The 22,533-nt window shown below is 67.0% G+C and carries 22 protein-coding genes, 1 tRNA gene and 1 pseudogene; 15 read left to right on the top strand and 9 right to left on the bottom strand.

Features of this window, described 5'->3' with window-relative positions; all coding sequences use genetic code 11:
* Window positions 1-3: 3 nt before the first annotated feature.
* Window positions 4-732 carry a hypothetical protein gene (locus tag AC1MFL_RS05965; protein WP_479814024.1) on the bottom strand — a complete coding sequence of 243 codons (729 nt, stop codon included), beginning with the start codon at window positions 730-732 and terminating at the stop codon, window positions 4-6.
* Complete coding sequence (locus AC1MFL_RS05960) at window positions 714-1,460, bottom strand: hypothetical protein (protein WP_479814023.1); 747 nt, start codon at window positions 1,458-1,460, stop codon at window positions 714-716. Before AC1MFL_RS05960 ends, AC1MFL_RS05965 begins: the two co-directional genes overlap by 19 nt.
* A gap of 228 nt (window positions 1,461-1,688) precedes the next feature.
* Between AC1MFL_RS05960 and AC1MFL_RS05955 the strand changes: the two genes are divergently transcribed.
* Both AC1MFL_RS05955 and AC1MFL_RS05950 read left to right on the top strand, forming a co-directional pair.
* Window positions 1,689-3,359 carry an ABC-F family ATP-binding cassette domain-containing protein gene (locus AC1MFL_RS05955; protein WP_479814022.1) on the top strand — a complete coding sequence of 557 codons (1,671 nt, stop codon included), beginning with the start codon at window positions 1,689-1,691 and terminating at the stop codon, window positions 3,357-3,359.
* On the top strand, window positions 3,356-5,269 hold the full coding sequence (locus AC1MFL_RS05950; RefSeq protein WP_479814021.1) for an ABC transporter ATP-binding protein: 1,914 nt from the start codon (window positions 3,356-3,358) through the stop codon (window positions 5,267-5,269). The genes AC1MFL_RS05955 and AC1MFL_RS05950 overlap by 4 nt, the downstream gene beginning before the upstream one ends.
* Before the next feature lie 98 nt (window positions 5,270-5,367).
* On the opposite strand, the pseudogene AC1MFL_RS05945 reads toward AC1MFL_RS05950, so the two are convergent.
* The 3 genes and pseudogenes from AC1MFL_RS05945 to AC1MFL_RS05935 all read right to left on the bottom strand — a co-directional run.
* Window positions 5,368-5,769: pseudogene (locus AC1MFL_RS05945) on the bottom strand (NUDIX hydrolase); the annotation flags it as partial.
* Window positions 5,766-6,260, bottom strand: coding sequence for a DUF6314 family protein (locus AC1MFL_RS05940; protein WP_479814020.1), 495 nt, complete (start codon window positions 6,258-6,260; stop codon window positions 5,766-5,768). The pseudogene AC1MFL_RS05945 and the gene AC1MFL_RS05940, both read right to left, overlap by 4 nt.
* A gap of 1 nt (window position 6,261) precedes the next feature.
* Window positions 6,262-6,334, bottom strand: a tRNA-Arg gene (locus tag AC1MFL_RS05935).
* Window positions 6,335-6,419: 85 nt separating this feature from the next.
* Between AC1MFL_RS05935 and AC1MFL_RS05930 the strand changes: the two genes are divergently transcribed.
* The 4 genes from AC1MFL_RS05930 (at window position 6,420) to AC1MFL_RS05915 (ending at window position 9,507) form a co-directional block, all read left to right on the top strand.
* Window positions 6,420-7,217: a DUF998 domain-containing protein gene (locus AC1MFL_RS05930; RefSeq protein ID WP_479814019.1), complete on the top strand. Its 798-nt coding sequence runs from the start codon at window positions 6,420-6,422 to the stop codon at window positions 7,215-7,217.
* Window positions 7,218-7,371: 154 nt separating this feature from the next.
* Window positions 7,372-7,509: a hypothetical protein gene (locus AC1MFL_RS05925; protein ID WP_479814018.1), complete on the top strand. Its 138-nt coding sequence runs from the start codon at window positions 7,372-7,374 to the stop codon at window positions 7,507-7,509.
* A complete protein-coding gene (locus tag AC1MFL_RS05920) occupies window positions 7,506-7,982 on the top strand; it encodes a DUF7793 family protein (protein WP_479814017.1) in 477 nt (158 codons plus the stop codon). The genes AC1MFL_RS05925 and AC1MFL_RS05920 overlap by 4 nt, the downstream gene beginning before the upstream one ends.
* On the top strand, window positions 7,975-9,507 hold the full coding sequence (locus tag AC1MFL_RS05915) for a putative bifunctional diguanylate cyclase/phosphodiesterase (protein WP_479814016.1): 1,533 nt from the start codon (window positions 7,975-7,977) through the stop codon (window positions 9,505-9,507). The genes AC1MFL_RS05920 and AC1MFL_RS05915 overlap by 8 nt, the downstream gene beginning before the upstream one ends.
* 101 nt (window positions 9,508-9,608) lie before the next feature.
* On the opposite strand, the gene AC1MFL_RS05910 is transcribed toward AC1MFL_RS05915, so the two are convergent.
* A complete protein-coding gene (locus tag AC1MFL_RS05910) occupies window positions 9,609-9,761 on the bottom strand; it encodes a hypothetical protein (RefSeq protein ID WP_479814015.1) in 153 nt (50 codons plus the stop codon).
* A gap of 210 nt (window positions 9,762-9,971) precedes the next feature.
* Between AC1MFL_RS05910 and AC1MFL_RS05905 the strand changes: the two genes are divergently transcribed.
* Complete coding sequence (locus AC1MFL_RS05905) at window positions 9,972-10,994, top strand: hypothetical protein (RefSeq protein WP_479814014.1); 1,023 nt, start codon at window positions 9,972-9,974, stop codon at window positions 10,992-10,994.
* Between the two features lie 201 nt (window positions 10,995-11,195).
* Here the strand turns inward: AC1MFL_RS05905 and AC1MFL_RS05900 are convergent, their stop codons facing one another.
* Complete coding sequence (locus AC1MFL_RS05900; protein ID WP_479814013.1) at window positions 11,196-11,849, bottom strand: hypothetical protein; 654 nt, start codon at window positions 11,847-11,849, stop codon at window positions 11,196-11,198.
* Between the two features lie 126 nt (window positions 11,850-11,975).
* On the opposite strand from AC1MFL_RS05900, the gene AC1MFL_RS05895 reads away from it, so the two are divergent.
* The 5 genes from AC1MFL_RS05895 to sucD all read left to right on the top strand — a co-directional run bounded on the left by AC1MFL_RS05895 (window position 11,976) and on the right by sucD (window position 18,725).
* Window positions 11,976-12,833 carry an inositol monophosphatase family protein gene (locus tag AC1MFL_RS05895; RefSeq protein ID WP_479814012.1) on the top strand — a complete coding sequence of 286 codons (858 nt, stop codon included), beginning with the start codon at window positions 11,976-11,978 and terminating at the stop codon, window positions 12,831-12,833.
* A 289-nt stretch (window positions 12,834-13,122) separates the two neighbouring features.
* Window positions 13,123-15,639 (top strand): DNA helicase PcrA, encoded by a 2,517-nt coding sequence (gene pcrA, locus AC1MFL_RS05890; RefSeq protein WP_479815334.1) that lies wholly within the window; start codon window positions 13,123-13,125, stop codon window positions 15,637-15,639.
* A 69-nt stretch (window positions 15,640-15,708) separates the two neighbouring features.
* The gene (locus AC1MFL_RS05885; protein ID WP_479814011.1) at window positions 15,709-16,416 is read left to right on the top strand and encodes a hypothetical protein; all 708 of its coding nucleotides are present in this window, start codon (window positions 15,709-15,711) and stop codon (window positions 16,414-16,416) included.
* A 224-nt stretch (window positions 16,417-16,640) separates the two neighbouring features.
* The gene (sucC, locus tag AC1MFL_RS05880; protein ID WP_479814010.1) at window positions 16,641-17,810 is read left to right on the top strand and encodes an ADP-forming succinate--CoA ligase subunit beta; all 1,170 of its coding nucleotides are present in this window, start codon (window positions 16,641-16,643) and stop codon (window positions 17,808-17,810) included.
* Window positions 17,811-17,822: 12 nt separating this feature from the next.
* Entirely contained in the window at window positions 17,823-18,725 is a 903-nt protein-coding gene (sucD, locus tag AC1MFL_RS05875) for a succinate--CoA ligase subunit alpha (protein WP_479814009.1), read from the top strand.
* A 101-nt stretch (window positions 18,726-18,826) separates the two neighbouring features.
* Here the strand turns inward: sucD and AC1MFL_RS05870 are convergent, their stop codons facing one another.
* Together AC1MFL_RS05870 and AC1MFL_RS05865 are read right to left on the bottom strand one after the other, a co-directional pair.
* Entirely contained in the window at window positions 18,827-19,309 is a 483-nt protein-coding gene (locus AC1MFL_RS05870; RefSeq protein ID WP_479814008.1) for an SRPBCC family protein, read from the bottom strand.
* Window positions 19,306-19,647 (bottom strand): ArsR/SmtB family transcription factor, encoded by a 342-nt coding sequence (locus tag AC1MFL_RS05865; protein WP_226758599.1) that lies wholly within the window; start codon window positions 19,645-19,647, stop codon window positions 19,306-19,308. The genes AC1MFL_RS05870 and AC1MFL_RS05865 overlap by 4 nt, the downstream gene beginning before the upstream one ends.
* 289 nt (window positions 19,648-19,936) lie before the next feature.
* On the opposite strand from AC1MFL_RS05865, the gene AC1MFL_RS05860 reads away from it, so the two are divergent.
* From AC1MFL_RS05860 to AC1MFL_RS05850, 3 genes are all read left to right on the top strand, one after another.
* Window positions 19,937-20,341: a tautomerase family protein gene (locus tag AC1MFL_RS05860; protein WP_479814007.1), complete on the top strand. Its 405-nt coding sequence runs from the start codon at window positions 19,937-19,939 to the stop codon at window positions 20,339-20,341.
* A gap of 232 nt (window positions 20,342-20,573) precedes the next feature.
* The gene (iolC, locus tag AC1MFL_RS05855; RefSeq protein ID WP_479814006.1) at window positions 20,574-21,575 is read left to right on the top strand and encodes a 5-dehydro-2-deoxygluconokinase; all 1,002 of its coding nucleotides are present in this window, start codon (window positions 20,574-20,576) and stop codon (window positions 21,573-21,575) included.
* Window positions 21,572-22,528: a Cgl0159 family (beta/alpha)8-fold protein gene (locus AC1MFL_RS05850; protein WP_479814005.1), complete on the top strand. Its 957-nt coding sequence runs from the start codon at window positions 21,572-21,574 to the stop codon at window positions 22,526-22,528. Before iolC ends, AC1MFL_RS05850 begins: the two co-directional genes overlap by 4 nt.
* The last annotated feature ends 5 nt before the right edge of the window (window positions 22,529-22,533 follow it).

The raw sequence follows: 22,533 nt of genomic DNA, 5'->3' as shown, positions 1-22,533 counted from the left end.
TCCCTATTCTTTCGCGCGTTTTGCCATCAGGCTGGAGATCCAGACGAAAGCGAGCCCCAGCGCAAGACACAGCACCGAGGTGTAGTTGATGATCGCTTCCACGTACCCGATTTCCGGCGGGATCAGGGGGAAGAAGGAGCCGAGGGCCATGCCGGCGAAGGCGATGGTCAGCAACAGTGCTCCGATGCGGATGGCCCGGGGCAGTCTTTGGCTGATGGCCAGAAAGGTGGCGGGCAGGATGCACACTGCGACGAACGACGGGTAGAGGCGGCCCGCGGCGGCGTACGATTCGATGAGCGTTGCGTTCTCCGGGCTTCTCGACGGAAGGGTGGCCAGCCCGGTGACGGACCCGGTTGTGTCAGCCAACAGGAAGAGGACCACGGTGGCGATGCCTATGACGGCGAGAACACCGAGGCCTACGGGGCCGACGATGAGGCGGACGCTCCTCAGGGCGTCGAAGGCCTTGGCAATCCGGTAGCCGGCCAGCATCACTGCCCCGTAGACGACAAAGCGCAGGATGAGGTTCGCGTAGTTCTCCGAACCGAGCCACAAATCGATGGCCTGGTAGCTCACGTCGATGCTGAGCAGAACGGCAAGGGTGGCGAGGACGAAAACGCCGAAAACAGACCTGTTCTGGCCCCGGAGTGCGCTCGGGATCCGCGCGGCCGCCGCCAGAGCGCAGACCACAAGGGTTGTCCACTGCAGGATCGCTATCAACCGAGGTTCTCCCATATCTTCTTAGTTTGTTCGTGTTCGTGTTCCTGGCGGCGCAGGGTCTTACCGAGGGACTGCAACCGTTCGCCGGCCAGGGCCGTGAGCTCGCCATCGGAGAGTCCGTCCAAAGCGGCTTGCCTGGCCGAGGCGGGCCAGCCCGCCTCGGCTTCCGTTATCAAGCCCGTAGCGACGAGTCCGCCCGTGAATCCTACGCCCGCGGCGCGCGCGGTTGCGACCGCCAGTTCCGGGGAGAGCCTGTTGGCGGTCAACTGGGCCGAATAGTTCTGCGGCGCGACTCCGGTGGCGGCCGAGACCCGGTGCCGTAATTCGCCGTCGTCGACCGAGTCCACCCAGTTCCGGACCGAGGTGGCGTGCGGGGCGGGGCCGAGCGCCGGCGTCAGCGAACTGCCCTCGTCTCCGAAGCCCCCGTATGCCGGGGACGAACGGGAAATGACAGCCCGCAGCAAATCCATGGTGGCAATCTGGCTGACGAGTTCGGCCTGCGTGGGCGGCTGCGGCGGCCCTGCAAGTTCCGCGTAGCTGTCAAACGAGGCGAGGTCGTCCAGCGGGCGGCGCTTTAGGGCCCGGCTGATGCTGACAAGGGTGGTTTCCGCGACCTTGCCGCGGACCAGCTGCTGGGCGAGAGTGGTGCGCTTGATCCCGGAGATTCTGCAGATGTCCGCGGTGCTCGCGTTGGGAGCAACGCCATGGAGCCAGTGTTGAAACGCCTTGGCGGGTAAGGGCATTTATGGCTTCCTGCAGAGTCGAATGGAAGGGCGGCTTCTGATGTTCGGTGGAGCGGTGACTGTGTTGATTTTACGGCAGGTGCTGATTCAACTATGCTAAATGTTCGAACCCGCTGGTCCGTACACCCCCCAAGTCCGGACCGGCGGGTTCTTCTACGCCCGGCGGCCGGCGGCCGCCTGGAGCGCCCGTTGGCGCCCTGCCGCGGGCCGCGGTGAGAGAATGGACTAATGACTGCAACCCTTGTTGCCAAGGACCTCGCCGGTGGTCACGACCACCGCACACTCTTCTCCAAACTTTCCCTGACTGTCGCGCCCGGCGACGTCGTCGGCGTCGTCGGCGCCAACGGCGCGGGCAAATCCACCCTGCTCCGCCTGCTGGCCGGCGTCGATGAGCCGCAGGAAGGCACCGTCAGCCTTTCCCCGGCAGATGCGTTCGTCGGCTGGCTGCCGCAGGAGCACGAACGGATCGCCGGCGAGAGCGTGGGCGGCTACATCGCGCGGCGCACCGGCTGCGCCCGGGCCACCCTGGACATGGAGTCCGCAGCGGACGCCCTTGGCAGTGGCGCCCCCGGCTCCGAGGACGACTACTCGCTCGCGTTCGATCGCTGGATGGCCTCGGGCGCCGCGGACCTGGACGAACGCATCCCGGCTGTCCTGGCCGACCTTGGCCTCGAGGTGGGGCAGGATGCCGCCATGACCGGGCTCTCCGGCGGACAGGCTGCCCGAGTGGCGCTCGCGGCCCTGCTGCTGAGCAGGTTCGACATCGTGCTCCTGGACGAGCCCACGAACGACCTGGACCTCAACGGACTGGCCAAACTCGAGGCGTTCGTGCAGGGACTCCGCGGCGGCGTGGTGCTGGTTTCCCACGACCGTGAGTTCCTCGCCCGCTGCGTGAGCACGATCGTGGAGCTGGACCTGGCGCAGAACTCCGTGGCCGTCTACGACGGCGGCTACGAGGCCTACCTGGAGGAACGGGCCGTGGCCCGCCGGCACGCCCGCGAACGGTACGACGAGTTTGCCAACACCAAGGCCGATCTCGTCTCCCGTGCCCGCACCCAGCGCGAGTGGAGCTCCCAGGGAGTCCGGAACGCCATGAAGAAGAACCCGGACAACGACAAGATCCGCCGTGCGGCCAGCACCGAGTCCTCCGAGAAGCAGGGCCAGAAGGTCCGCCAGATGGAATCCCGCATCGCCCGGCTCGAAGAGGTCGACGAGCCCCGCAAGGAATGGCAGCTGCAGTTCAGCATCGGGGCGGCACCGCGTTCCAGCGCCGTCGTGGCAACACTGCGCGACGCCGTCGTGCACCAGGGCGACTTCACCCTCGGTCCCGTCAACCTGCAGCTCAATGCCGGGGAACGGATCGGCATCACCGGCCCCAACGGCGCCGGCAAGTCCACCCTGCTCCGGCTGCTCCTGGGCGTTCAGCGGCCCGATTCCGGCGACGCCGCCATGGGCGCCTCCGTGGCCATCGGGGAGATCGACCAGGCCCGCGGGCTGCTGGCCGGCGAGCTGAAACTGGGAGACGCCGTCGAGGCCGTCCTCACCGACCGGACCCCGGCCGAGGTCCGCACCCTGCTGGCCAAGTTCGGGCTCAAGGCGGACCACACCTCCCGCCCCGTGGATTCACTCTCGCCGGGGGAGCGGACCCGGGCCGCCCTGGCCCTGTTGCAGGCCCGCGGCGTGAACCTGCTCGTGCTCGATGAACCCACCAACCATCTGGATCTCCCGGCGATCGAACAGCTCGAGGAAGCCCTCGAAAGCTACGACGGCGCCCTGCTGCTGGTCACCCACGACCGCCGGCTGCTGGAAAACGTGCGCCTGGACGCGCACTGGAACGTGGACAACGGCGTCGTCACCGAGCTGCTGGGCCACACCGCCCCGAAAGGCAACAACACATGAGCATGGACCGGGTAGCCTGGAGCTCCCTTTACAACATCACCCGCGCCTCGAGCGGTTCGAAGCCGTTCTCGAAGGAGACCCTCAAGCGGGTGTTCGGCTTCGCCCGTCCGCACAAGGGCCAGCTGATCGCCTTCGTGCTGCTGTCCATCGTGATGGCCGTCCTCGCCGTCGCCACCCCGGTCCTCGCCGGACAGGTCGTTGACGCGATCATCGCCGGCGCGGGCACCGACGTCGTGGTCTGGCTGGCCGTGCTGATCGCCATTGTGGCCGTCGCCGAAGCCGGGCTGGGGCTGGTCACCCGCTGGCTGTCGTCCACGATCGGCGAGGGCGTGATCGTGGACCTGCGCACCAAGGTCTTCGACCACGTGCAGAAGATGCCGATCGCCTTCTTCACCCGCACCCGCACCGGGGCCCTGGTCAGCCGGCTGAACAACGACGTGATCGGCGCGCAGTCGGCCTTCGCCGGAACCCTCTCCGGCGTCGTCAGCAACGTTGTCGCGCTCGCGCTGACCCTCGTGGTGATGCTGGGCAAGTCCTGGCTGATCACCGTGCTCGCCATGATCCTGCTGCCGATCTTCCTCATCCCGGCCCGCCGGATGGGTTCCAAGCTGGCCGACCTGCGCCGCGAAGCCGCGGAGCACAACGCCTCCATGGGCACCCAGATGACGGAGCGCTTCTCCGCCCCCGGCGCCACCCTGGTGAAGCTCTTCGGCCGTCCCGACGAGGAATCCCGGGAATTCGCCGTCCGCGCCGGACGCGTGCGGGACATCGGCATCCGGACGGCGATGCTGCAGTTCACCTTCGTGACGGCCCTGACCCTCGTCTCCGCGCTGGCCCTCGCGCTGGTCTACGGCCTCGGCGGCGTCCTGGCGCTGCAGGGGCAGCTGGCCGCGGGCGACGTCGTGGTGCTGGCACTGCTGCTCACCCGCCTGTACGCGCCGCTCACGGCGCTCTCCAACGCCCGGGTCGAAATCATGAGCGCCCTGGTCAGCTTCGAGCGGGTCTTCGAGATCCTGGACCTCAGGCCGCTCATCGAACAGAAGCCCGATGCGGTGTCATCGCCCCCCGGGCCGCTGTCCGTGGAGTTCGACGACGTCCGCTTCTCCTACCCTTCGGCGGACAAGGTCTCGCTCGCCTCGCTGGAGGACGTGTCCACCCTGGACACCCGCGGCGGCGAAGAGGTGCTGCACGGCATCAGCTTCCGGGTGGAACCCGGCCAGACCGTGGCCCTCGTGGGCTCCTCAGGCGCCGGCAAGTCCACCATCGCGCAACTGCTGTCCCGCCTGTACGACGTCGATTCCGGTGCCGTCCGCTTTGGCGGGGCCACCCCGGGGACCGGGGTCGACGTCCGGGACCTCACCTTCGACTCGATGCGGCACACCCTGGGCATGGTGACCCAGGACGGGCACCTGTTCCACGAGAGCATTGCCTCCAACCTGCGGCTGGCCCGTCCGGACGCCAGCGACGAGCTCATGTGGGATGTCCTGCGCCAGGCCCGGCTGGAAGACATGATCCGCTCGCTCCCGGACGGCCTGAACACCGTGGTGGGGGAGCGCGGCTACCGGCTTTCGGGCGGCGAACGCCAGCGGCTCACCATCGCCCGCCTGCTCATTGCGCAGCCGCGCGTCGTGATCCTGGATGAGGCCACTGCGGCCCTGGACTCGACCAATGAAGCCGCCGTCCAGGAGGCGCTCGGCGCGGCGCTTGAGGGCCGCACCGCCGTCGTGATTGCCCACCGGCTCTCGACCATCCGGGCCGCCGACGCCATCCTGGTGGTGGAGGACGGCAGGATCGTGGAGCGCGGAACGCACACCGAGCTGCTGGCCGCCGAGGGCCGGTATGCCGAGCTGTACCGGACCCAGTTCAGCGAAGCCAGCGCCGTGGCGGAAGACGCCGTTCCCGGACTCTAGCCGGACTGGCCCGCGAGGCGGCCCTGGCCCTGACCGGACTGGCCCGCGAGGCGGCCCTGGCCCTGACCGGACTGGCCCGCGAGGCGGCCCCGGCCCTGACCGGACTGGCCCGCGAGGGCCGGCAGGACGTAATCGGTGAGCAGCGGGGCGAGATCGTCCGGCAGCTCACCGGCCAGGTCCAGCCAGCGGATCTCGGCGATTTCCGCGGACGGATGGGCGCTCCAGACCCCCGGCGCCGTGAAGACCGTTGCCTGGATCCGCGTCGCGGCCTCGTTGGCGGCGTCCGCGAACCAGATGCCCAGGAGCACCAGCTCTTCGGCGGCGAGCACGATCCCGACTTCTTCGGCCAGCTCCCGCGCGGCCGTCTGGGCGGCGGTTTCGCCCGCCTCGGGCTTGCCGCCAGGATGCATGAACTTGTCCGTGCCCCGCTTGCGGACGGTGAGGAGGCGTCCGGCCGCGTCGAAGACGCAGACCGCAGAGACAACGATGAGCGGGTTCATGCCGCGGACTCCGTGGTGCGGCGCAGGACCGATGTGAGCAGCTGGTCCTTGGCCGGCCCGGTGACGTCCCACTCGTAGCGGAATTCGTCCGGACCGGTTCTGGTGTAGCTCACGCGGTAGCTGTCCGGGTCGCACCAGTGCCGGGCCCGGCTGCTCCGCGGGCCGAAGCCCATGCGGTGGAACGGCCGGCCGTCAGGGAAGAACATGTCCATCGTGTCCGGTGCGCCGCTGGGCCGGAGCAGGTATTCCCTGCTGGCGGCGCCGGTGAACGGTGTGCCGGCCGGTCCGCCCGGGACGGACGCCCAGGAAACGGTGCCCTCTTCGCGGAGGCGGAGGCCGCCGTCGGTTGTTTCGGTGAAGTGCACGACGCCGGTGAAGGATCCCTGCGTGCCGGTGGCCCTGTCCAGAAGGGTTCGTTCCACGGTCCAGCTGCCCAGCAGGAAGGCGCGGAGATCGAAGTCCGGAGCGTCGTCCGGGGAGTGGCGGTTCAAGTGCCCTCGATTGGAATCGAACCAACGACACCGGCTTTAGGAGAGCCGTGCTCTATCCACTGAGCTACGAGGGCGGGCGTCCGTGCTGGCTGGCCGGGGCCGGCCCGTTCGGACACGGATATAAGCATACAAGGTGAGGGGCCGTACTACGCTCTTGGCATGACCGCCCGCGCTGACTCGCCGTCCAAGGACATCATCTACCTCCCGGATCTGCCGTCCACGAGGTTCTACGCCGGCGCGCTGGCACTGCTCAGCGTGCTGCAGTATTTCGTGGCGGAAGCTGCCGTGATCGGGGCGTGGGCGGGCCGGCAGCCGTACAGCCGCCGGACCGGCTACATCAGCGATCTGGGCGCCGGGGTCTGCGGGGCCTTCGAGGGCCGGGATGTCTGCTCGCCCGCCAACCTGCTGATGAACGCCTCGTTTGTGGTCCAGGGCGTGGGCATGATGGGCGGGGCGGTACTGCTCAGCGCGGCGCTGCTGTGCACGGCAGCGCGGCCGGGCGCGCGCCTCACGCCCGGTCCGGCCAGCCGGACACCGTGGGCGGCCGCGTTCGCCGCGCGCGCCCTCACCGCCTTCGCCGGTGCCGGGACCGTCATCGTGGGGCTGGTCCCCGAGGACGCCGGCTCCGCGTGGCACGCGGCCGGCGCCATCACGTACTTCGCGGCAGGGGGCCTCGCGCTGGTGCTGCTGGGCTGGCTCTGGCTGCGGCAGACGCCGCTGAGCGTGCTCATCCTGGTGTGCGGCGTGGTGTCCCTTGGCGCCCTCGCCGCCGGCGGAGTGACGGGGATGGACGTGCCCGAACCGGGCACCCTGGAGCGGCTGATGGGCTACCCCATCACCATTGGCACGGCCGCGGTCGGTCTGGTGGTGGCGCAACGGGTGGGCAGGGAGCGCACGGTGCGCCGGCTGGCCGGAACGCGGGGTCACGCGGCGCAGGGGCCGGCGGACGGTCCCTGACGGGACGGGCGCGGCGGTTCCGTGGTGTCTTATGTCTCAAAAGAACCCCGGCTTCGATTATCATGAGGGCATTCGCCGGAACAATCCGGTGCAGCATGCGCGACGTGACTCCAGCGCATGACGAATGGCCGACTCCGGAGTCCAATGGGGACGTATGTCTGTTGAGCTAGTCTTGCGGCGCTTTGATGCAGCGGCCGCCGTCGCGGGCTTGAGCGACGGCGTTGTCCACCCCGACTCCGGTGTGGCCCCCGAACTTGCTGAGCCGGACTACCGCTGGGCTGAGCTCCAATGACGGTCGGGACGGCGGCCTGGCCCGATGAACGCATACCCGAAGAGACCACGGGACTATCCTGCCTGACGTCGGCGCCGGCGGCGCCTGCGGCCCCGTCGGCGCCCGCTGCGGGTGACCCGATCGCCGTCCGCATGCGCGACGGCGGCATCATCGAAGTCGAGCTCCCCGCCAATGCGGAAATTGAGGGCCCCGAGGCCCGCGTGGCCGGCACCGCGGTCCGGGCCCTGGCCAGCGGCCGGCGCATGCCTGTGCTGCTGGTCATCACGGGTGTGGTGGGCCTCAGCCCCGAGGCCCGGCACGTCTACAGCACCTCGATCGCGGCGTCCGCATTCGCCCTTGTGGGTGAAAGCCCCGTCGACCGCGTGATCGCGCACTACCTGTTGCGGTCCAGGACCGAGAGCATCCCGGCGCAGTTCTTCATGTCCGAGGCTGAGGCTATCGATTGGTTAGGGCACTACTCGAGTGATGACTGACCCCCCGGACCCCAGGCTGCACGCCCTCGTCGAAGGCATCGTCCGAATCGCGGGCGGTGACCTGACGACCAGGATTCCCCACTCCGGCGCCAGGGACGACGTCGCGGCGGTCATCGCCGGGATCAACCTGATGGCGGATGACCTGCAGACCATCTACCTGGAACTTGAGCAGCGCGTCGAAAGCCGGACCGCAATGCTCCGCGAGGCCCAGGTTGAGCTTGAGCGGATGGCGCTGACCGACCCGCTGACCCAGCTCGCCAACCGGACGGCGCTGAACTCGGTCCTGAGCCACGCCCTGGCCGAGACCTCCCGGGGCGAATTGCCACCGGCCCTGCTGGTCCTCGATCTCGACTCCTTCAAGGGCATCAACGACACCCTGGGCCACAGCGCCGGCGACGATGTGCTCCGGGTGATCTCGCGGCGGCTGCAAGATGCCGTCCGCGACACCGACACAGTCGCACGCCTCGGGGGCGACGAATTCGCCGTGATGCTGCCGAAATCGAATCTGGTCAGGGCCCGGCGGGTCGCCAACCGGATCCTCAAGGCGCTCGGCGAGAGCCTGGAAATCGGGGACCTGCGCATTACCTGCGGCACCAGCATCGGACTGCGGGTCGCCGAACCCGGCCAGTCGGTCGACGATCTGGTGATGGAGGCCGACACGGCGATGTACGCAGCCAAGGCCCAGCCGCACAGCAGCATCAAGGTGTTCGAACCGGCGCTGCTCTATGCCCGGCGGCTCCAGAGCGTGATGATCACCGAATTGCGCGAGGCGATCCGCCAGGACCAGCTCACGCTGCATTATCAGCCGGTCGTGGACCTTGCCACCAGACGGATCGAGGGCGTTGAAGCGCTGGTGCGCTGGAACCACCCGGAGCGTGGACTCCTGATGCCCGATTCGTTCATCCCGCTGGCTGAAGAGACGGGGATGATCGTGGACCTGGGCCACTGGGTCCTGCGGAACGCCGTGCGCCAACTGCGGCACTGGCAGCAGCAGCTGAACGTGGACGGCAGTTTCAACGTCCGCGTCAACATCTCCACGACGGAGTTGCAGAACCTCGACCTGATCGAAAACGTCCGCGACGTCCTCCACGAAACCGGGGTGGACGCCGCCAACCTCATCATCGAACTCACGGAATCCATGGCCATCAACGGCGGGGACGTGGACAAGTACTCCCTGAGCGGGCTGCGGCGCCTGGGTGTGCAGCTTGAAATCGATGACTTTGGCACCGGCTATTCCTCCATCAGCTACCTGCGGAAGCTGCCGGTCAACGTGGTCAAGATCGACAAGAGCCTGATCGACGGGCTCGGCTCAGACGAGGAGCAGAGCAACTTCGTCGCGGCGGTGCTGCACCTCATCCACGCCTGCGGGCTCAAGGCCGTTGCCGAAGGCATCGAGACGGCCGAGCAGGCGGCTGAACTGGTTCGCCTGGGCTGCGCGAGCGGCCAGGGCTACTACTTCGGCCGGCCGGTTCCGGCGGCGCAGATCGAGGCGCTGATTGGGCCGGGGGCCGGGGGCCCGGTGTAGCTGGGGCGCATTATTTTGTTCAGGGCCTGCTTGCGTGCGTTAAGCAAGAAAGGCGGGTACTGGAAGTCTCCTTCCGGTACCCGCCGTTCCGTCCGTTTCCCCTAGTTCGTGGGAGTGGAATTCGGCCACCAGTACACTGCCGAGATTGAGCCCTGACCGGAGTTGTCGCCGCTTGCTGAGATAGCGGCGCCAGCGGACAGGCCCGCGGCTGCGATGGCTCCGGTGACGAGGAGCGTTGCAAGGATTTTCTTCATGAAGGGCTCCTGATACGTAAGAGGCTGATGGGACTCATGTGATGCGAGTTCAGTATAGAGGCATTAGACACCCCGCAGGGCTAAAATGTCGCCAGTACGTAGAAAACTGTGTTATTCGCGCGAAGTTGAGACGTTCCTGTGTGAAAACTGCGCGGCTCCTGCTTTTGTGGTGTGTCCCGATCCGCTTCTGCAGCAACGGATAATGGAGTAATGCCATTGCACTCCGTTTCGCCGTTATACGCCGCCGCTGAATTTCAGGCATATGAGCACAGGACCAACCACGCCTTCGTTAAAGCCGCCGTCAGCGCGCACGAAGCGGCCGAAATCGCCCGCAATGACGGTGACCTGGAGTCTTGGTGGAACATGACGTTCGTCCAAGCCGAGAATCTTCTGGATGCGGAGGAATTTGAGGCCTGCGCAGCACTCGCTTCGGACTTGGTCGACGGCCCTCACTCCGCGATGGAGCCACAGGCCAAGGCACTAACTTACATCTTGGTAGCCAAGGCTAGACAAGGCGCTGGCCTGCTGGAAGGGGCGGTCGAAGCCGCCCGTGCAGCGTCCGAGCTGGCGACGGAAGAGGACGTCGAGATCCGCGTCAAGGCGCGACAAGCCCTAATCGCTGCCCTGGCAGACAGCGGAAGGCTGGATGAAGCCTGGGCCGAATGTCTTAACCTGGCCGACGCGGTTTCTACGGAGGTCGACGACCAGTTGATCGGCAAGGTTTACTGGGTAATCGGCAACGTTGCGTTCCTATGCAACAAGGTCCCTGAGGGTCTTGAATATCACGAGCTAGCGGCCGCAACTTTTTCGCCAGCAAGAAATCTCGATGTATGGGCAAAGTTCAACAAGGCATCAGCAGCTATGCGGCTCGCGGCGGACATCGCAGACGCCGACACCTTGCGCTGTATCGAACGGGCGGAGCTGGCTACTGACGTCATCGGCGGAAGCGTTAGCGACTTGCTGCTGCTGAGGCTTAACCGCGGGCACTGGAAGTTTCTGGCCGGCGAGGTAGAGGCAGCGATCCAGATACTTGAAGGCATCTGCGTTGAGGTAGACAATACCGGGCCCCAGATCCTCGGCGAGGCATGCCTGCTTCTGGGAAAGGCCAAGGCCGCGTTAGGAGACCATTCTGCCGCCCGGGAGCAACTTCTGAACGCGGCGGATCATTTCGAGATGGCGGGCGCACAGCAACGTGCGGACCAGGCCCGAGAGTACCTGGCAGCCGAGGCATAAGCATGACCGGCTGACGCTGGCCCCGCCTCCTTCACCCCCGCGATGGACATGCCCTCCGGGATCCGCTGCGGATGGACATAGTGGCACTATGCCCAGTGGTCGTGACCAGGATTGGGCATGTCCCGCGGTGGGGCGCCGTGGATCATGCCCTCCGGGATCCGCTGCGGATGGACATAGTGGCACTATGCCCAGTCATTGTGCCTAGGACTGGGCATGTCCCGCAGTGGGAGGGGTAATCGAGGCAGGCTTGCGGCCCAGGAAGACCGCGACGCCTCCGGCCACCAGGCTCATCACCAATAGCACCCAGCCGGCGACGGTCAGGCCCGATGCCAGGGCGACCTGGCCGGCGTCGACCGTGTCGGCGGACATCATTGAGTCAATGACCGCGTTGCCCCACAACCGGACGGCCGCGAAGAGCAGGGGCACGGCCCACAGTGCCCAGCGCAGTCCCTTCCGTGCAACATTCGTGCCAATGAGCAGCAGCCAGGTGAAGCCGAAGATCAGGGGAAAGAGCGTGCCGGCAGTTTTGTGGATGTAGTTGAGCTGCCCGCGGGCATCCTCGTCCATCGCCGCACGCAACTGCTCCACGAAGCCTGAATCGAAGCCCCCGACCAGCGAGTCCGGCATGGCCGCGCCGCCGCTCAGCTGGGTGAGCTGGTTCAGGGTGAGCAGGTGGAGGTACCAGAACAGGAACAGGCTCGTCACGACCCCGGCAATCAGGATCAGGTTGCTGTTGTTCTGCGCCTTTTTCGGGGTCCGGCTGGTGCTTGGGTTGATCACCGACGGCAGATGGTGCTGGGGTACGGTCGCGTTGGCGCCGTGCTTCTTGATCCGCTGTGCGGGTGTCTTGGCCATGGTCCATTATCGCCCGGCACTCGGGCAGCCGGACGCCAGTCGGACGCCCGCCGGACGCCAGCCGTTGCCCGGACAGCGCCGCCTGCCGTCTGTTCACTGCCGGCGGCCGCCGATAGGCTGGAGCGCGTGACTGAACTAGGAAAGCACCGGCTCGGCCGGCACAGCACCGCTGAACTCAACCCCGCCCTGGACGACTACCAGCTCGCCGAGGCGCTCGTGCGGGAGGCCGGAACCCTGGCCCTCCTCATGCGGAAGGGCGGGCTGGAGGGCCGGCAAAAGACGTCGGTATCCGACGTCGTCACGGCCGCGGACCACGCCGCCGAGGCCTATGTGCTGGAACAGCTCCAGCGCTGCCGGCCCGACGACGGCATCCTCGGCGAAGAGGGTGCCTCGGTGGCAGGCACCAGCGGCAGGACCTGGGTTATCGACCCGGTCGACGGGACCTACAACTTCCTGCACGGCTCCACCTACTGGTGCTCCGCCATTGCCCTCAAGGACTCTTCCGGGACGGTGCTCGGCGCAATCTTCCAGCCCGAGGAGGACAAGCTCTGGCTCGGCGGGACTGCCCGGCCAGCAACCCTCAACGGCGAACGGCTGACCACCTTCCGTCCGGGCGCAGTCCCGGGCGCCAGCCGTTCCGACACCCCGTTGTCCGAACTCGGTGCCGCCACGTACATCCACCCCACCTGGCTCGCCGACCCGATGTGCGCGATGCCTTGGCACGCCGCCGCGACCTCCGCCGCCGCGCTGCGCATGTTCGGCTCGGGCTCCTGCGACCTCAGCAGGGTGGCCGACGGCGGCCTGGGCTGCTGGTTCCAGCACAGCTGCCCGGAATGGGACTGGCTGCCGGGCCAAGCGATTGTCCTGGCGGCCGGCGGCGCGGCCGACGTCGTCCGGGTCAACGGACTGGACTGGTTCGTCGCCGGAGGTGCGAGGGCGGTCCGCGAACTCCGGGCCGCCCTCGAATCCGGCTCCGCGGGATAGACGAGGGTCAGGTTTCGGGATAGGTCCGGCGCCCAACAGCTCCGCGCCGGAGGACATGCTCATTGTTGGCCGCGGGGCGTGGACATGTAGGCACTATGTCCTTTGGCTGCGGGCAGGGGAGGACATGTCCCGCCCTGGGGTCTTGGGGCGCCGAGGCACATGCCCATTGTTGGCCGCGGGGAATGGACATACGGGCATTATGTCCAGTGGCTGTGGGCAGGGGAGGGCATGTCCCGAGGGGCGGACCTGACTGTCAGCGGCACCGCCTAGACTTGTTAACACCATGGATATGTTGTTTGACCCCTACGCCGACGGACCTTTCCCAGCTGCCTCCAAGACGGCCGCGCGCACGAAGACGCCTGCCGGCAACGGGCTGGCGGCGCCGGATTCCGCCCCGGGCGGCGGTTCCGTCCGCGTCCACACGGACAACCCGGCCGGGGAACCGGACCACGCCCCGCTCCCGGGTCCGGCCGAGCTCCTTGAGGGGCTGAACCCGCAGCAGGAAGAGGCCGTCAAGCACACCGGCAGCGCCCTGCTCATTGTCGCCGGCGCCGGCTCGGGCAAGACCCGGGTGCTCAGCAACCGGATCGCCTACCTGATCGCCACCCGGCGCGCGCACCACGGCGAGATCCTGGCCATCACCTTCACCAACAAGGCTGCCGCCGAAATGCGGGAGCGCGTTGAGGCCCTGGTCGGCGGCCGGGCCAAGACCATGTGGGTCTCCACCTTCCACTCCTCCTGCGTCCGGATCCTGCGCCGCGAAGCCAAGAATGTCGGCCTGAACTCCAACTTCTCCATTTACGATTCGGCCGACTCGCTGCGCCTCATCACTCTCGTGGCCAAGAGCCTGGACCTCGACCCGAAGCGGTTCGCCCCCAAGGCAATCCAGCACAAGATTTCCGCGCTCAAGAACGAACTGATCGACGCGGACAGCTACTCCTCCAGCGCCAACCACAACGACCCCTTCGAGCAGGCCGTCGCCGAGGTCTTCAAGGGCTACACGCAGCGGCTGCGCCAGGCCAACGCCATGGACTTCGATGACCTGATCGCCGAGACGGTCTACATGTTCCGCGCCTTCCCGGCGCTCGCCGAGTCCTACCGGCGCCGCTTCCGGCACGTCCTCGTCGACGAGTACCAGGACACCAACCACGCCCAGTACGCCCTCGTCCGCGAGATTGTCGGCGAGGGCCCCGGCGCCGCCGAGCTGACCGTCGTCGGAGATTCGGACCAGTCCATTTACGCCTTCCGCGGCGCCGACATCCGCAACATCGTGGAGTTCGAGAAGGACTACCCGGACGCCCGCACGATCAAGCTCGAGCAGAACTACCGCTCCACCCAGAACATCCTCAGCGCCGCCAACTCGGTGATCTCCCGCAACCCCAACCGGCCCGAAAAGCGGCTGTGGACGGCGGAGGGCGACGGCGAGAAGATTGTCGGCTACGTCGGCGAGAACGAACACGACGAAGCGCAGTTCATCGCCAAGGAAATCGACCGGCTGCAGGACGAGGGCGACCTCCGCCCCGGCGACGTCGCCATCTTCTACCGCACCAACGCGCAGTCCCGCTCGATCGAGGACGTCCTGGTCCGCGTCGGGCTCCCGTACAAGGTGGTCGGGGGGACCCGCTTCTACGAGCGCAAGGAAATCAAGGACGCGCTCGCCTACCTGCGGGTCCTCGTCAACCCGGACGACGACGTTAACCTGCGCCGCATCCTGAACGAGCCCAAACGCGGCATCGGCGACCGGGCCGAGGGTGCCGTGGCTTCCCTCGCCCAGCGCGACCGGATCTCGTTTATGGCCGCGGCCCGCCGCGCCGATGAGGCCCCCGGCATGGCCACCAGGTCCGTCAACGCGGTCCAGGGCTTCGTAAAACTCCTCGACGACCTCGCCGAAGTGGCCTCCGGCTCCGGCGCCGCGGCCGCCCTGGAAGCGGTCCTGGAACAGACCGGCTACCTCGCGACCCTCCGCTCCAGCAGCGATCCGCAGGACGAGTCCCGGGTGGAGAACCTCGCGGAACTCGTCGCCGTCGTGCGGGAATACGAGCGCGACAACCCCGAGGGGGCGCTCGGCGCCTTCCTGGAAGGCGTCTCGCTCGTTGCCGACGCCGACCAGATCCCGGACGCCCCGGCAGGCTCAGCCGACCAGATGGCCGCCGCCGTCGCCGAAGCCAAGCGGCTCGGCGTCGTCACCCTGATGACCCTGCACACCGCCAAGGGGCTGGAATTCCCGGTGGTGTTCCTGACCGGCATGGAGCACGGGCTGTTCCCGCACCAGCGCTCCGCCACCGACCCCAAGGAACTGGCCGAGGAACGCCGGCTGGCCTACGTCGGCCTGACCCGGGCCCGGAAGCGCCTGTACCTGACCCGCTCCGAAGTCCGCAGCATGTGGGGCCAGAGCCAGTACAACCCGGCCAGCCAGTTCATCGAGGAAATCCCGGCCGAGCTGGTGGAATGGAAGCGCGAAGGCTCCACCCGCCAGGCCGGCGGCTGGGGGAGCGGCGCCTCCATCGGTTCCAGCCGCTACGGCGGATCCTTCTGGGGAGCCGGCACCGCGCGCGGCACCGAGGCCAGCCCCTCGGCCGGCTTCAACGCCGATGTTCCGGCGGCCATCGCCAAGAACCGGGTGCAGCCGCAGAAAGAGGTCGTCGCCGTCAGTGTGGGCGACAAGGTCAACCACACCAGCTTCGGCAACGGCACCGTGCTGGCCGTTGAGGGCGCAGGGGACAAAACGGTGGCGAAGGTGAAGTTCAGCGTCGGCGAGAAGCGGCTCCTGCTCCGCTACGCCCCACTGACCAAAGTCGACGCCTGACCAACCTCAGCGGCCGTCGTAAGGGCCGCCGCTTGGCCGTCGCGGGCGGAGCGCGCCCCTGCAGGCATAATGGAGCCCATGCGACGGACACTTCTGGGGATCCTGGCCGCCTTCCTCCTGCTGGCGGCCACGGCGTGCACCATCACGCAGAAGGACCCGGATTATGTTCCACCTGCACCGTTGCCTGCCCTCGAGCAGCTCAGCCAGGCGCCCGTCGTCGACCCCGCGAAGTATGCGGTGGGCCAGGACCTGCTCAGCTTTGTCACCGCGGACCGGAACGTGGTCTGCTCCCTGACCTCGGCCAAAGGCGAGCACGTGAACCTGCCCTATGAGCAGAACGGCTATTCGGACTCCGCCAACAACAAGCTGGCGACCGTCCCCGTGGCACACTGCGAACTCGCCGCCTACCCCGCGCCGGCGGCGAAGGACATCGCGGACGACTGCGGCGGCACCGGCCTGGGCTACCTTGGCGGTGCCGCGCTGCTCACCCCGGACTCCGCCCACTACGGCGAATGCCGCTCCGGTGTCACAGAGCAGGAAGCGGAATCCGGGCCCAAGGGGAGCCGGACCGGCCCGATATCGCAACTGCCGGTCCTCGACGAGGGCCAGAAGCTGGAGCGCAACGGCTTGCGCTGCTCGGCCTACAACGGCGGGGTCGCCTGCGGAAACGTCTCCGCCGGCGTCGCTTTCTTTGTCTCGCGGGACCATTACGAGCTGATCTCCGACGCCGGAAAGCGGGCCTCCCAGCCTGCTTCAGAGGCTCCAAAAACCCCGTAATCTAGCGGTTTTTCTACGCCCCATAGAATAGTGTCCTTACTCACATAAGGGGTACTCTGGAGCGGGCCGGTCCCCAGAAAGGACTAGAGTTCCGAAAGGAGCATTGCGCCGTGTGGCTCGTTTCCAAGCTAGTCGCAAGGTGCGTTTATTCCGCAGCCCGGTAACCGCGATAACGTGGGGTCCGGCTGTACAGAAACTACTTCGACGTAGAAGGACACTAAACCGTGGACCTGTTTGAATACCAGGCGCGCGATATGTTCGAGGCGCACGGTGTACCCGTGCTTGCTGGCATCGTGGCGCACACCCCTGAAGAAGCAAAGGCAGCTGCCGAGAAAATTGGCGGCCTAACTGTCGTCAAGGCACAGGTCAAGGCCGGAGGCCGCGGCAAGGCCGGCGGCGTCAAGGTCGCTAAGACCGCTGACGAGGCTTTTGAACACTCCACCAACATCCTCGGCATGGACATCAAGGGCCACACGGTCCACCGCGTGATGATTGCCCAGGGCGCGGACATCGCCGAGGAATACTACTTTTCCGTCCTTCTGGACCGGGCCAACCGCAACTACCTGGCCATGTGCTCGGTTGAAGGCGGCATGGAAATCGAGCAGCTCGCCGTTGAGCGTCCCGAGGCCCTTGCCAAGATCGCGATCGACCCGGCCGTCGGCATCGACCAGGCCAAGGCAGACGAAATCGTCGCCGCGGCGGGCTTCGCCGAGGAACTGCGCGGCAAGGTCGCCAGCGTGATCCTGAAGCTGTGGGACGTTTTCAAGAAGGAAGACGCCACCCTTGTGGAGGTCAACCCGCTGGTCCTGACCGGTGCCGGTGACATCGTTGCCCTCGACGGCAAGGTCTCCCTGGACGAGAACGCCAGCTTCCGCCACCCCAAGCACGCCACCCTTGAAGACAAGGACGCTGCTGACCCGCTCGAGGCCAAGGCCAAGGCGCAGGACCTCAACTACGTGAAGCTGGACGGCTCTGTCGGCATCATCGGTAACGGTGCAGGCCTGGTCATGTCCACCCTCGACGTCGTTGCCTACGCCGGCGAAAACCACGGCAACGTCAAGCCCGCCAACTTCCTGGACATCGGCGGTGGAGCGTCCGCCGAGGTCATGGCAGCAGGCCTCGACGTCATCCTGGGCGACCCGCAGGTCAAGTCCGTCTTCGTCAACGTCTTCGGCGGCATCACCGCCTGTGACGCCGTCGCCAAGGGCATCGTCGGCGCACTGGCCGAGCTGGGCCACTCCGCGAACAAGCCGCTGGTAGTCCGCCTCGACGGCAACAACGTTGAGGAAGGCCGCCGCATCCTGGCCGAGGCCAACCACCCGCTGGTTACCCTGGCCGCCACCATGGACGAGGGCGCCGACAAGGCCGCCGAGCTCGCCAACGCAGCGAAGTAAAGGGACCCGACTATGTCTATTTATCTGAACAAGGACTCCAAGGTCATCGTCCAGGGCATCACCGGCGGCGAAGGCACCAAGCACACCGCCCTGATGCTGAAGGCCGGCACCAACGTTGTTGGCGGCGTCAACGCCCGCAAGGCCGGCACCACGGTCCTGCACGGCGACAAGGAGATCACAGTCTTCGGCACCGTCAAGGAAGCCATGGCCGAAACCGGCGCTGACGTCTCCATCGTCTTCGTGCCGCCGGCATTCACCAAGGACGCCGTCGTTGAGGCCATCGAGGCCGGCATCGGCCTGGTCGTCGTCATCACCGAGGGCGTGCCGGTCCAGGACTCTGCCGAGTTCTGGGCACTGGCGCAGTCCAAGGTCGACGCCAACGGCAAGCAGGTCACCCGTATCATCGGACCGAACTGCCCCGGCATCATCACCCCGGGTGAGGCCCTCGTCGGCATCACCCCGGCCAACATCACGGGCAAGGGCCCGATCGGCCTCGTCTCCAAGTCAGGCACCCTGACCTACCAGATGATGTACGAACTGCGCGACCTGGGCTTCTCCACCGCCATCGGCATCGGCGGCGACCCGGTCATCGGCACCACCCACATCGATGCTCTCGAAGCCTTCGAAGCTGACCCGGAAACCAAGGCGATCGTTATGATCGGCGAAATCGGCGGCGACGCTGAAGAGCGTGCTGCTGATTACATCAAGGCACACGTCACGAAGCCGGTTATCGGCTATGTGGCCGGCTTCACCGCCCCGGAAGGCAAGACCATGGGCCACGCCGGCGCCATCGTCTCGGGCTCCGCGGGCACCGCCCAGGCCAAGAAGGAAGCCCTCGAGGCTGCCGGCGTCAAGGTCGGCAAGACGCCGTCCGAGACCGCCAAGCTCCTGCGCGAAGTCCTCGCCACCCTCTAGACTCCACGCACCACCCGCAACGCGGGGTCACTTCCGGCCCGTCCCACACCCTGGGATGGGCCCGAAGTGACCCCGCGTTGCTGTTTAAGTACGACGGCGGCTCAGACTTTCGCGCCGGCGAGGAGTTCCTCGAGCCGCTCATAGCCTTCGGACAGGCCGGTCTCCATGCCGGACTGGGCCATGCCGTCGCGCGCCTCCATGCTGGGATAGACCGCGTGGGCCGTGAGCCGGGTGCGTCCGCCGCCAAGATCCTCGAAGCTCAGGAATTCGATGCTGACCACGTCAGGGTACCCGTCGAACTCGAAGGTCTGGATGGCGAAGTCGTTTTCCCGGACCGTGTGGAAGAGGCCGTTGAAGCCGTAGCGGGCGCCGTCCGGCGCGATGTGGGTATAGCGGTAGCTGCCGCCGGTGCGGAAATCGTAGTGGTCGATGTCCATCGTCAGCCTGCGTGGCCCGAGCCACTGGGCGACGAGTTCTGGTTCCTTGTGGGCCCGGAAGACCTCGGAGACGGGGAAATCGAACTCCCGCTCAAAGTCGATGAAGGGCAGCCCCTCCGGAACGCTGAGTTTCAGGGCGTTGGTCATGATGAGTCCTTTGCCTGCGTGCCGCGCGCCGCGGCGTTTGAGTGGAGCACGGCATCAAGGCTGCGGAACTGCCCCTCGCGGACCAGCCGGTACTGGTCGATCCATGCGGTGAGCGCCTCCAGCCGTGCGGGGTTCAGGTGGACGGGCCGGCGCTGGGCGTCACGGGTGCGCGTGACCAGCTGCGCCTGCTCGAGGACCTGGATGTGTTTCGAGACCGCCTGCTTGGTGATCGCGAAAGGTTCCGCCAGTTCATTCACGGTGGCCGGACCCCGGCTGAGCCGGGAGATGATGCGACGGCGGACCGGGTCGGCCAGGGCGAGAAACGCCGCGTCGAGCATGCCGTCGTCGCGTTCTTCCACTGGGTGCCCCACCTCCTCGTCGCGGATCCGGATATCCAGCTGCTGACCAACCAGGTAATCAATCGATACGTTGATCAACCTTTAGGTTGTTAATGCTACTCCCGGCCGCCGGCCTGTGCAATAGCCCAACGCGGGGTCACATCGCGCCCATCCGACCCCTCGGGATGGGCGCGATGTGACCCCGCGTTGTTTGGGTGGGGGAGGGGGTGCTTGCGTCGGCTTCCCGCAAATTGTTAGTATGTCAGGACAAACTATGAAGGAGCAGCGAATGCCTCTCGTGCGAATCGACGTCAACCAGGGCCGGAGTCCGGAGCGGCTGCGGGCGCTCAGCCAAAGCATCCACGACGCCATCCTGGCCGAATACGGCATTCCGGAGCGCGACTACTTCCACGTGCTGACCGAGCATCCGCAGGGCCAGATCATCGCCCAGGACGCCGGCCTCGGGTTTGAACGAACCCCGGATGTGGTGATGATCCAGATCTTCACCCAGGCCGGCCGCAGCCAGGAGGCGAAGCAGTCACTCTTTGCTGCGATCGCCGCCAACCTGGAAGCTGCCGGGATTGCCGGCGAGGACGTGTTTATCGGGTATGTCGAGAACGCAGCGGGGGACTGGTCCTTCGGTTTTGGCCGGGCCCAGTACATCACCGGCGAGCTCGGCGTCCCCGGCAAGTAGCCGCTGGGCCCCGCCGGAATGTGGCCACGCGCGCGGCCACCCTGCCAGGCCCGTGGCGAGCCCAATCCGGCACCCTGTGTCAAGTTGTAAATATGTCAGTACAAACCTTTGACAGTACATAGATTCTAAGGCAAAGTAGTGGATGTGGCCTGGCTCACGCCAGCCCGCAAGGCGCCGAAGCGCAGGCTGTGTAAAAGGTACAGAGTTCACACCAGAAAGGTCCACGATCACCGTGACCCACGAACTGCTCACGATCGGGCGCATCAGCGTTGATATCTACCCGAACGACATCGGGGTGGATCTGGAGGACGTCACGTCCTTCGGGAAATACCTGGGCGGCTCCCCGTCCAACGTCGCCGTGGCCGCTGCCCGCCATGGCCGCCACACCGCCGTGATCACCCGCACCGGCGATGACGCCTTCGGCAAATACTTGCACCGCGAACTGCGCAAGTTCAACGTCGACGATTCCTTCGTCACCGCAGTCAAGGAATGGCCCACCGCGGTCACGTTCTGCGCGATCAAGCCGCCGGAGGACTTCCCGCTCTACTTCTACGGACGCTTTCCCACCGCGCCTGACCTGCAGATCAAGGCAGGGGAACTGGACCTGGACGCCATCCGCGACGCCGGCATCTTCTGGTCCACTGTGACCGGCCTCTGCCAGGAACCCAGCCGCACCGCGCACCTCGCGGCCCACGAGGCCCGGCCCCGCACCGCACTGAAGCCGGGCCAGTACACCATCCTGGACCTCGACTACCGGCCGATGTTCTGGGCCTCCGAAGAAGAAGCCCGGGAGCAGGTCGCCAAAATCCTCCCGCACGTCACCGTGGCGATCGGCAACGACAAGGAATGCGCCGTCGCCGTCGGCGAGGGCACCCCGGATGAGCAGGCGGACCGGCTGCTCGCGGCCGGCGTCGAAATCGCCGTCGTGAAGCTCGGCCCGGAAGGGGTGATGGCGAAGACCCGCACCGAACGCGTCGTGTCCGCTCCCGTCCCGGTGGAAACCCTCAACGGCCTCGGCGCCGGGGACTCCTTCGGCGGGGCCTTCTGCCACGGACTGCTCTCCGGCTGGCCGCTCGTCCAGGTCCTCGACTTCGCCAACGCCGCCGGCGCGCTGGTCGCATCCCGGCTCTCCTGCGCCGATGCCATGCCGACGCCGGACGAGGTCACCGCGCTGCTCGCCGAACGCGGCCGGCTGGTACCCGGAACCTACTCCACCGAAGGAGCAACCCTGTGAGCCTCAAGCCCGCCTCCGCCCCTACCTCCGCCCCGGTGGACGGTGATCCCCGCCGTTACGAGCACCTGAGCACCATCCGGCTCGAAGACCCGGACGCGATCGCCCGCGCCGCCAAGGCGCGCCGCCGCCATCCAGGCCCCAAATCCGGCAAACAGAACTTCATTGTCGCGGCCGACCACCCGGCCCGCGGCGCCCTCGCGGTCGGCAACGACCCGGTGGCCATGGCCGACCGCCGCCAGCTCCTGGACCGGCTCCGGATCGCCCTCGCCAACCCTGACGTGGACGGCGTCCTCGCCTCCCCGGACATCATGGACGACCTGCTGCTGCTCGGGGCACTGGACGGCAAGCTCCTCTTCGGCTCGATGAACCGCGGCGGCCTCTCCGGCCTGGTCAACGAACTCGATGACCGCTTCACCGGCCACACGGCCGCGGCCCTGGAGGCGCTGGGCGCCGACGGCGGCAAGATGCTCACCCGCATCTGCCTCGGCGACCCGGACACCGTGGCCACCCTGGAAGCCACCGCCAAAGCGATCGATTCCCTCGCCGAACGCAAGCTCATCGCCATGGTGGAACCTTTCCTCTCCGTCCGGGAAAACGGCAGGCTCCGCAACGACCTCTCGACCAACGCGGTCATCAAGTCCGTCGCGATCGCCGAGGGCCTGGGCTCCACCAGCGCCTACACCTGGATGAAGCTCCCGGTCGTGGCCGAAATGGAACGCGTCATGGCGGCCACCACGATGCCCACCGTGCTCCTGGGCGGCGACCCGGACAGCAGCCAGGACGACGTCTTCGCGAGCTGGGAAGCAGCCCTCGCGCTCCCCGGCGTCCAGGGGCTCACCGTCGGCCGGACCCTGCTCTACCCGCACGACGGCGACGTCGCCGGCGCCGTGGCGACCGCCGCGTCACTGCTGCACCACACCGAATCCACCCGCATCGTAGAAGCATCGGAGTAACTTCC

This window comes from Arthrobacter sp. BG3 (assembly GCF_056680185.1).
This window is presented reverse-complemented; position numbering and strand designations above follow the sequence as displayed.

What these genes read in the sequence shown, in the direction of transcription:
- AC1MFL_RS05965 (WP_479814024.1), bottom strand. Translation starts at nt 732, where the DNA reads ATGGGAGAACCTCGGTTGATAGCGATCCTGCAGTGGACAACCCTTGTG.
- AC1MFL_RS05930 (WP_479814019.1), top strand. Translation starts at nt 6,420, where the DNA reads ATGACCGCCCGCGCTGACTCGCCGTCCAAGGACATCATCTACCTCCCG.
- AC1MFL_RS05905 (WP_479814014.1), top strand. Translation starts at nt 9,972, where the DNA reads ATGCCATTGCACTCCGTTTCGCCGTTATACGCCGCCGCTGAATTTCAG.
- AC1MFL_RS05860 (WP_479814007.1), top strand. Translation starts at nt 19,937, where the DNA reads ATGCCTCTCGTGCGAATCGACGTCAACCAGGGCCGGAGTCCGGAGCGG.
- AC1MFL_RS05950 (WP_479814021.1), top strand. Translation starts at nt 3,356, where the DNA reads ATGAGCATGGACCGGGTAGCCTGGAGCTCCCTTTACAACATCACCCGC.
- AC1MFL_RS05870 (WP_479814008.1), bottom strand. Translation starts at nt 19,309, where the DNA reads ATGACCAACGCCCTGAAACTCAGCGTTCCGGAGGGGCTGCCCTTCATC.
- pcrA (WP_479815334.1), top strand. Translation starts at nt 13,123, where the DNA reads ATGTTGTTTGACCCCTACGCCGACGGACCTTTCCCAGCTGCCTCCAAG.
- AC1MFL_RS05900 (WP_479814013.1), bottom strand. Translation starts at nt 11,849, where the DNA reads ATGGCCAAGACACCCGCACAGCGGATCAAGAAGCACGGCGCCAACGCG.
- AC1MFL_RS05955 (WP_479814022.1), top strand. Translation starts at nt 1,689, where the DNA reads ATGACTGCAACCCTTGTTGCCAAGGACCTCGCCGGTGGTCACGACCAC.
- AC1MFL_RS05910 (WP_479814015.1), bottom strand. Translation starts at nt 9,761, where the DNA reads ATGAAGAAAATCCTTGCAACGCTCCTCGTCACCGGAGCCATCGCAGCC.
- AC1MFL_RS05885 (WP_479814011.1), top strand. Translation starts at nt 15,709, where the DNA reads ATGGAGCCCATGCGACGGACACTTCTGGGGATCCTGGCCGCCTTCCTC.
- sucD (WP_479814009.1), top strand. Translation starts at nt 17,823, where the DNA reads ATGTCTATTTATCTGAACAAGGACTCCAAGGTCATCGTCCAGGGCATC.
- AC1MFL_RS05915 (WP_479814016.1), top strand. Translation starts at nt 7,975, where the DNA reads ATGACTGACCCCCCGGACCCCAGGCTGCACGCCCTCGTCGAAGGCATC.
- AC1MFL_RS05960 (WP_479814023.1), bottom strand. Translation starts at nt 1,460, where the DNA reads ATGCCCTTACCCGCCAAGGCGTTTCAACACTGGCTCCATGGCGTTGCT.
- AC1MFL_RS05920 (WP_479814017.1), top strand. Translation starts at nt 7,506, where the DNA reads ATGACGGTCGGGACGGCGGCCTGGCCCGATGAACGCATACCCGAAGAG.
- AC1MFL_RS05865 (WP_226758599.1), bottom strand. Translation starts at nt 19,647, where the DNA reads ATGCTCGACGCGGCGTTTCTCGCCCTGGCCGACCCGGTCCGCCGTCGC.
- AC1MFL_RS05925 (WP_479814018.1), top strand. Translation starts at nt 7,372, where the DNA reads ATGTCTGTTGAGCTAGTCTTGCGGCGCTTTGATGCAGCGGCCGCCGTC.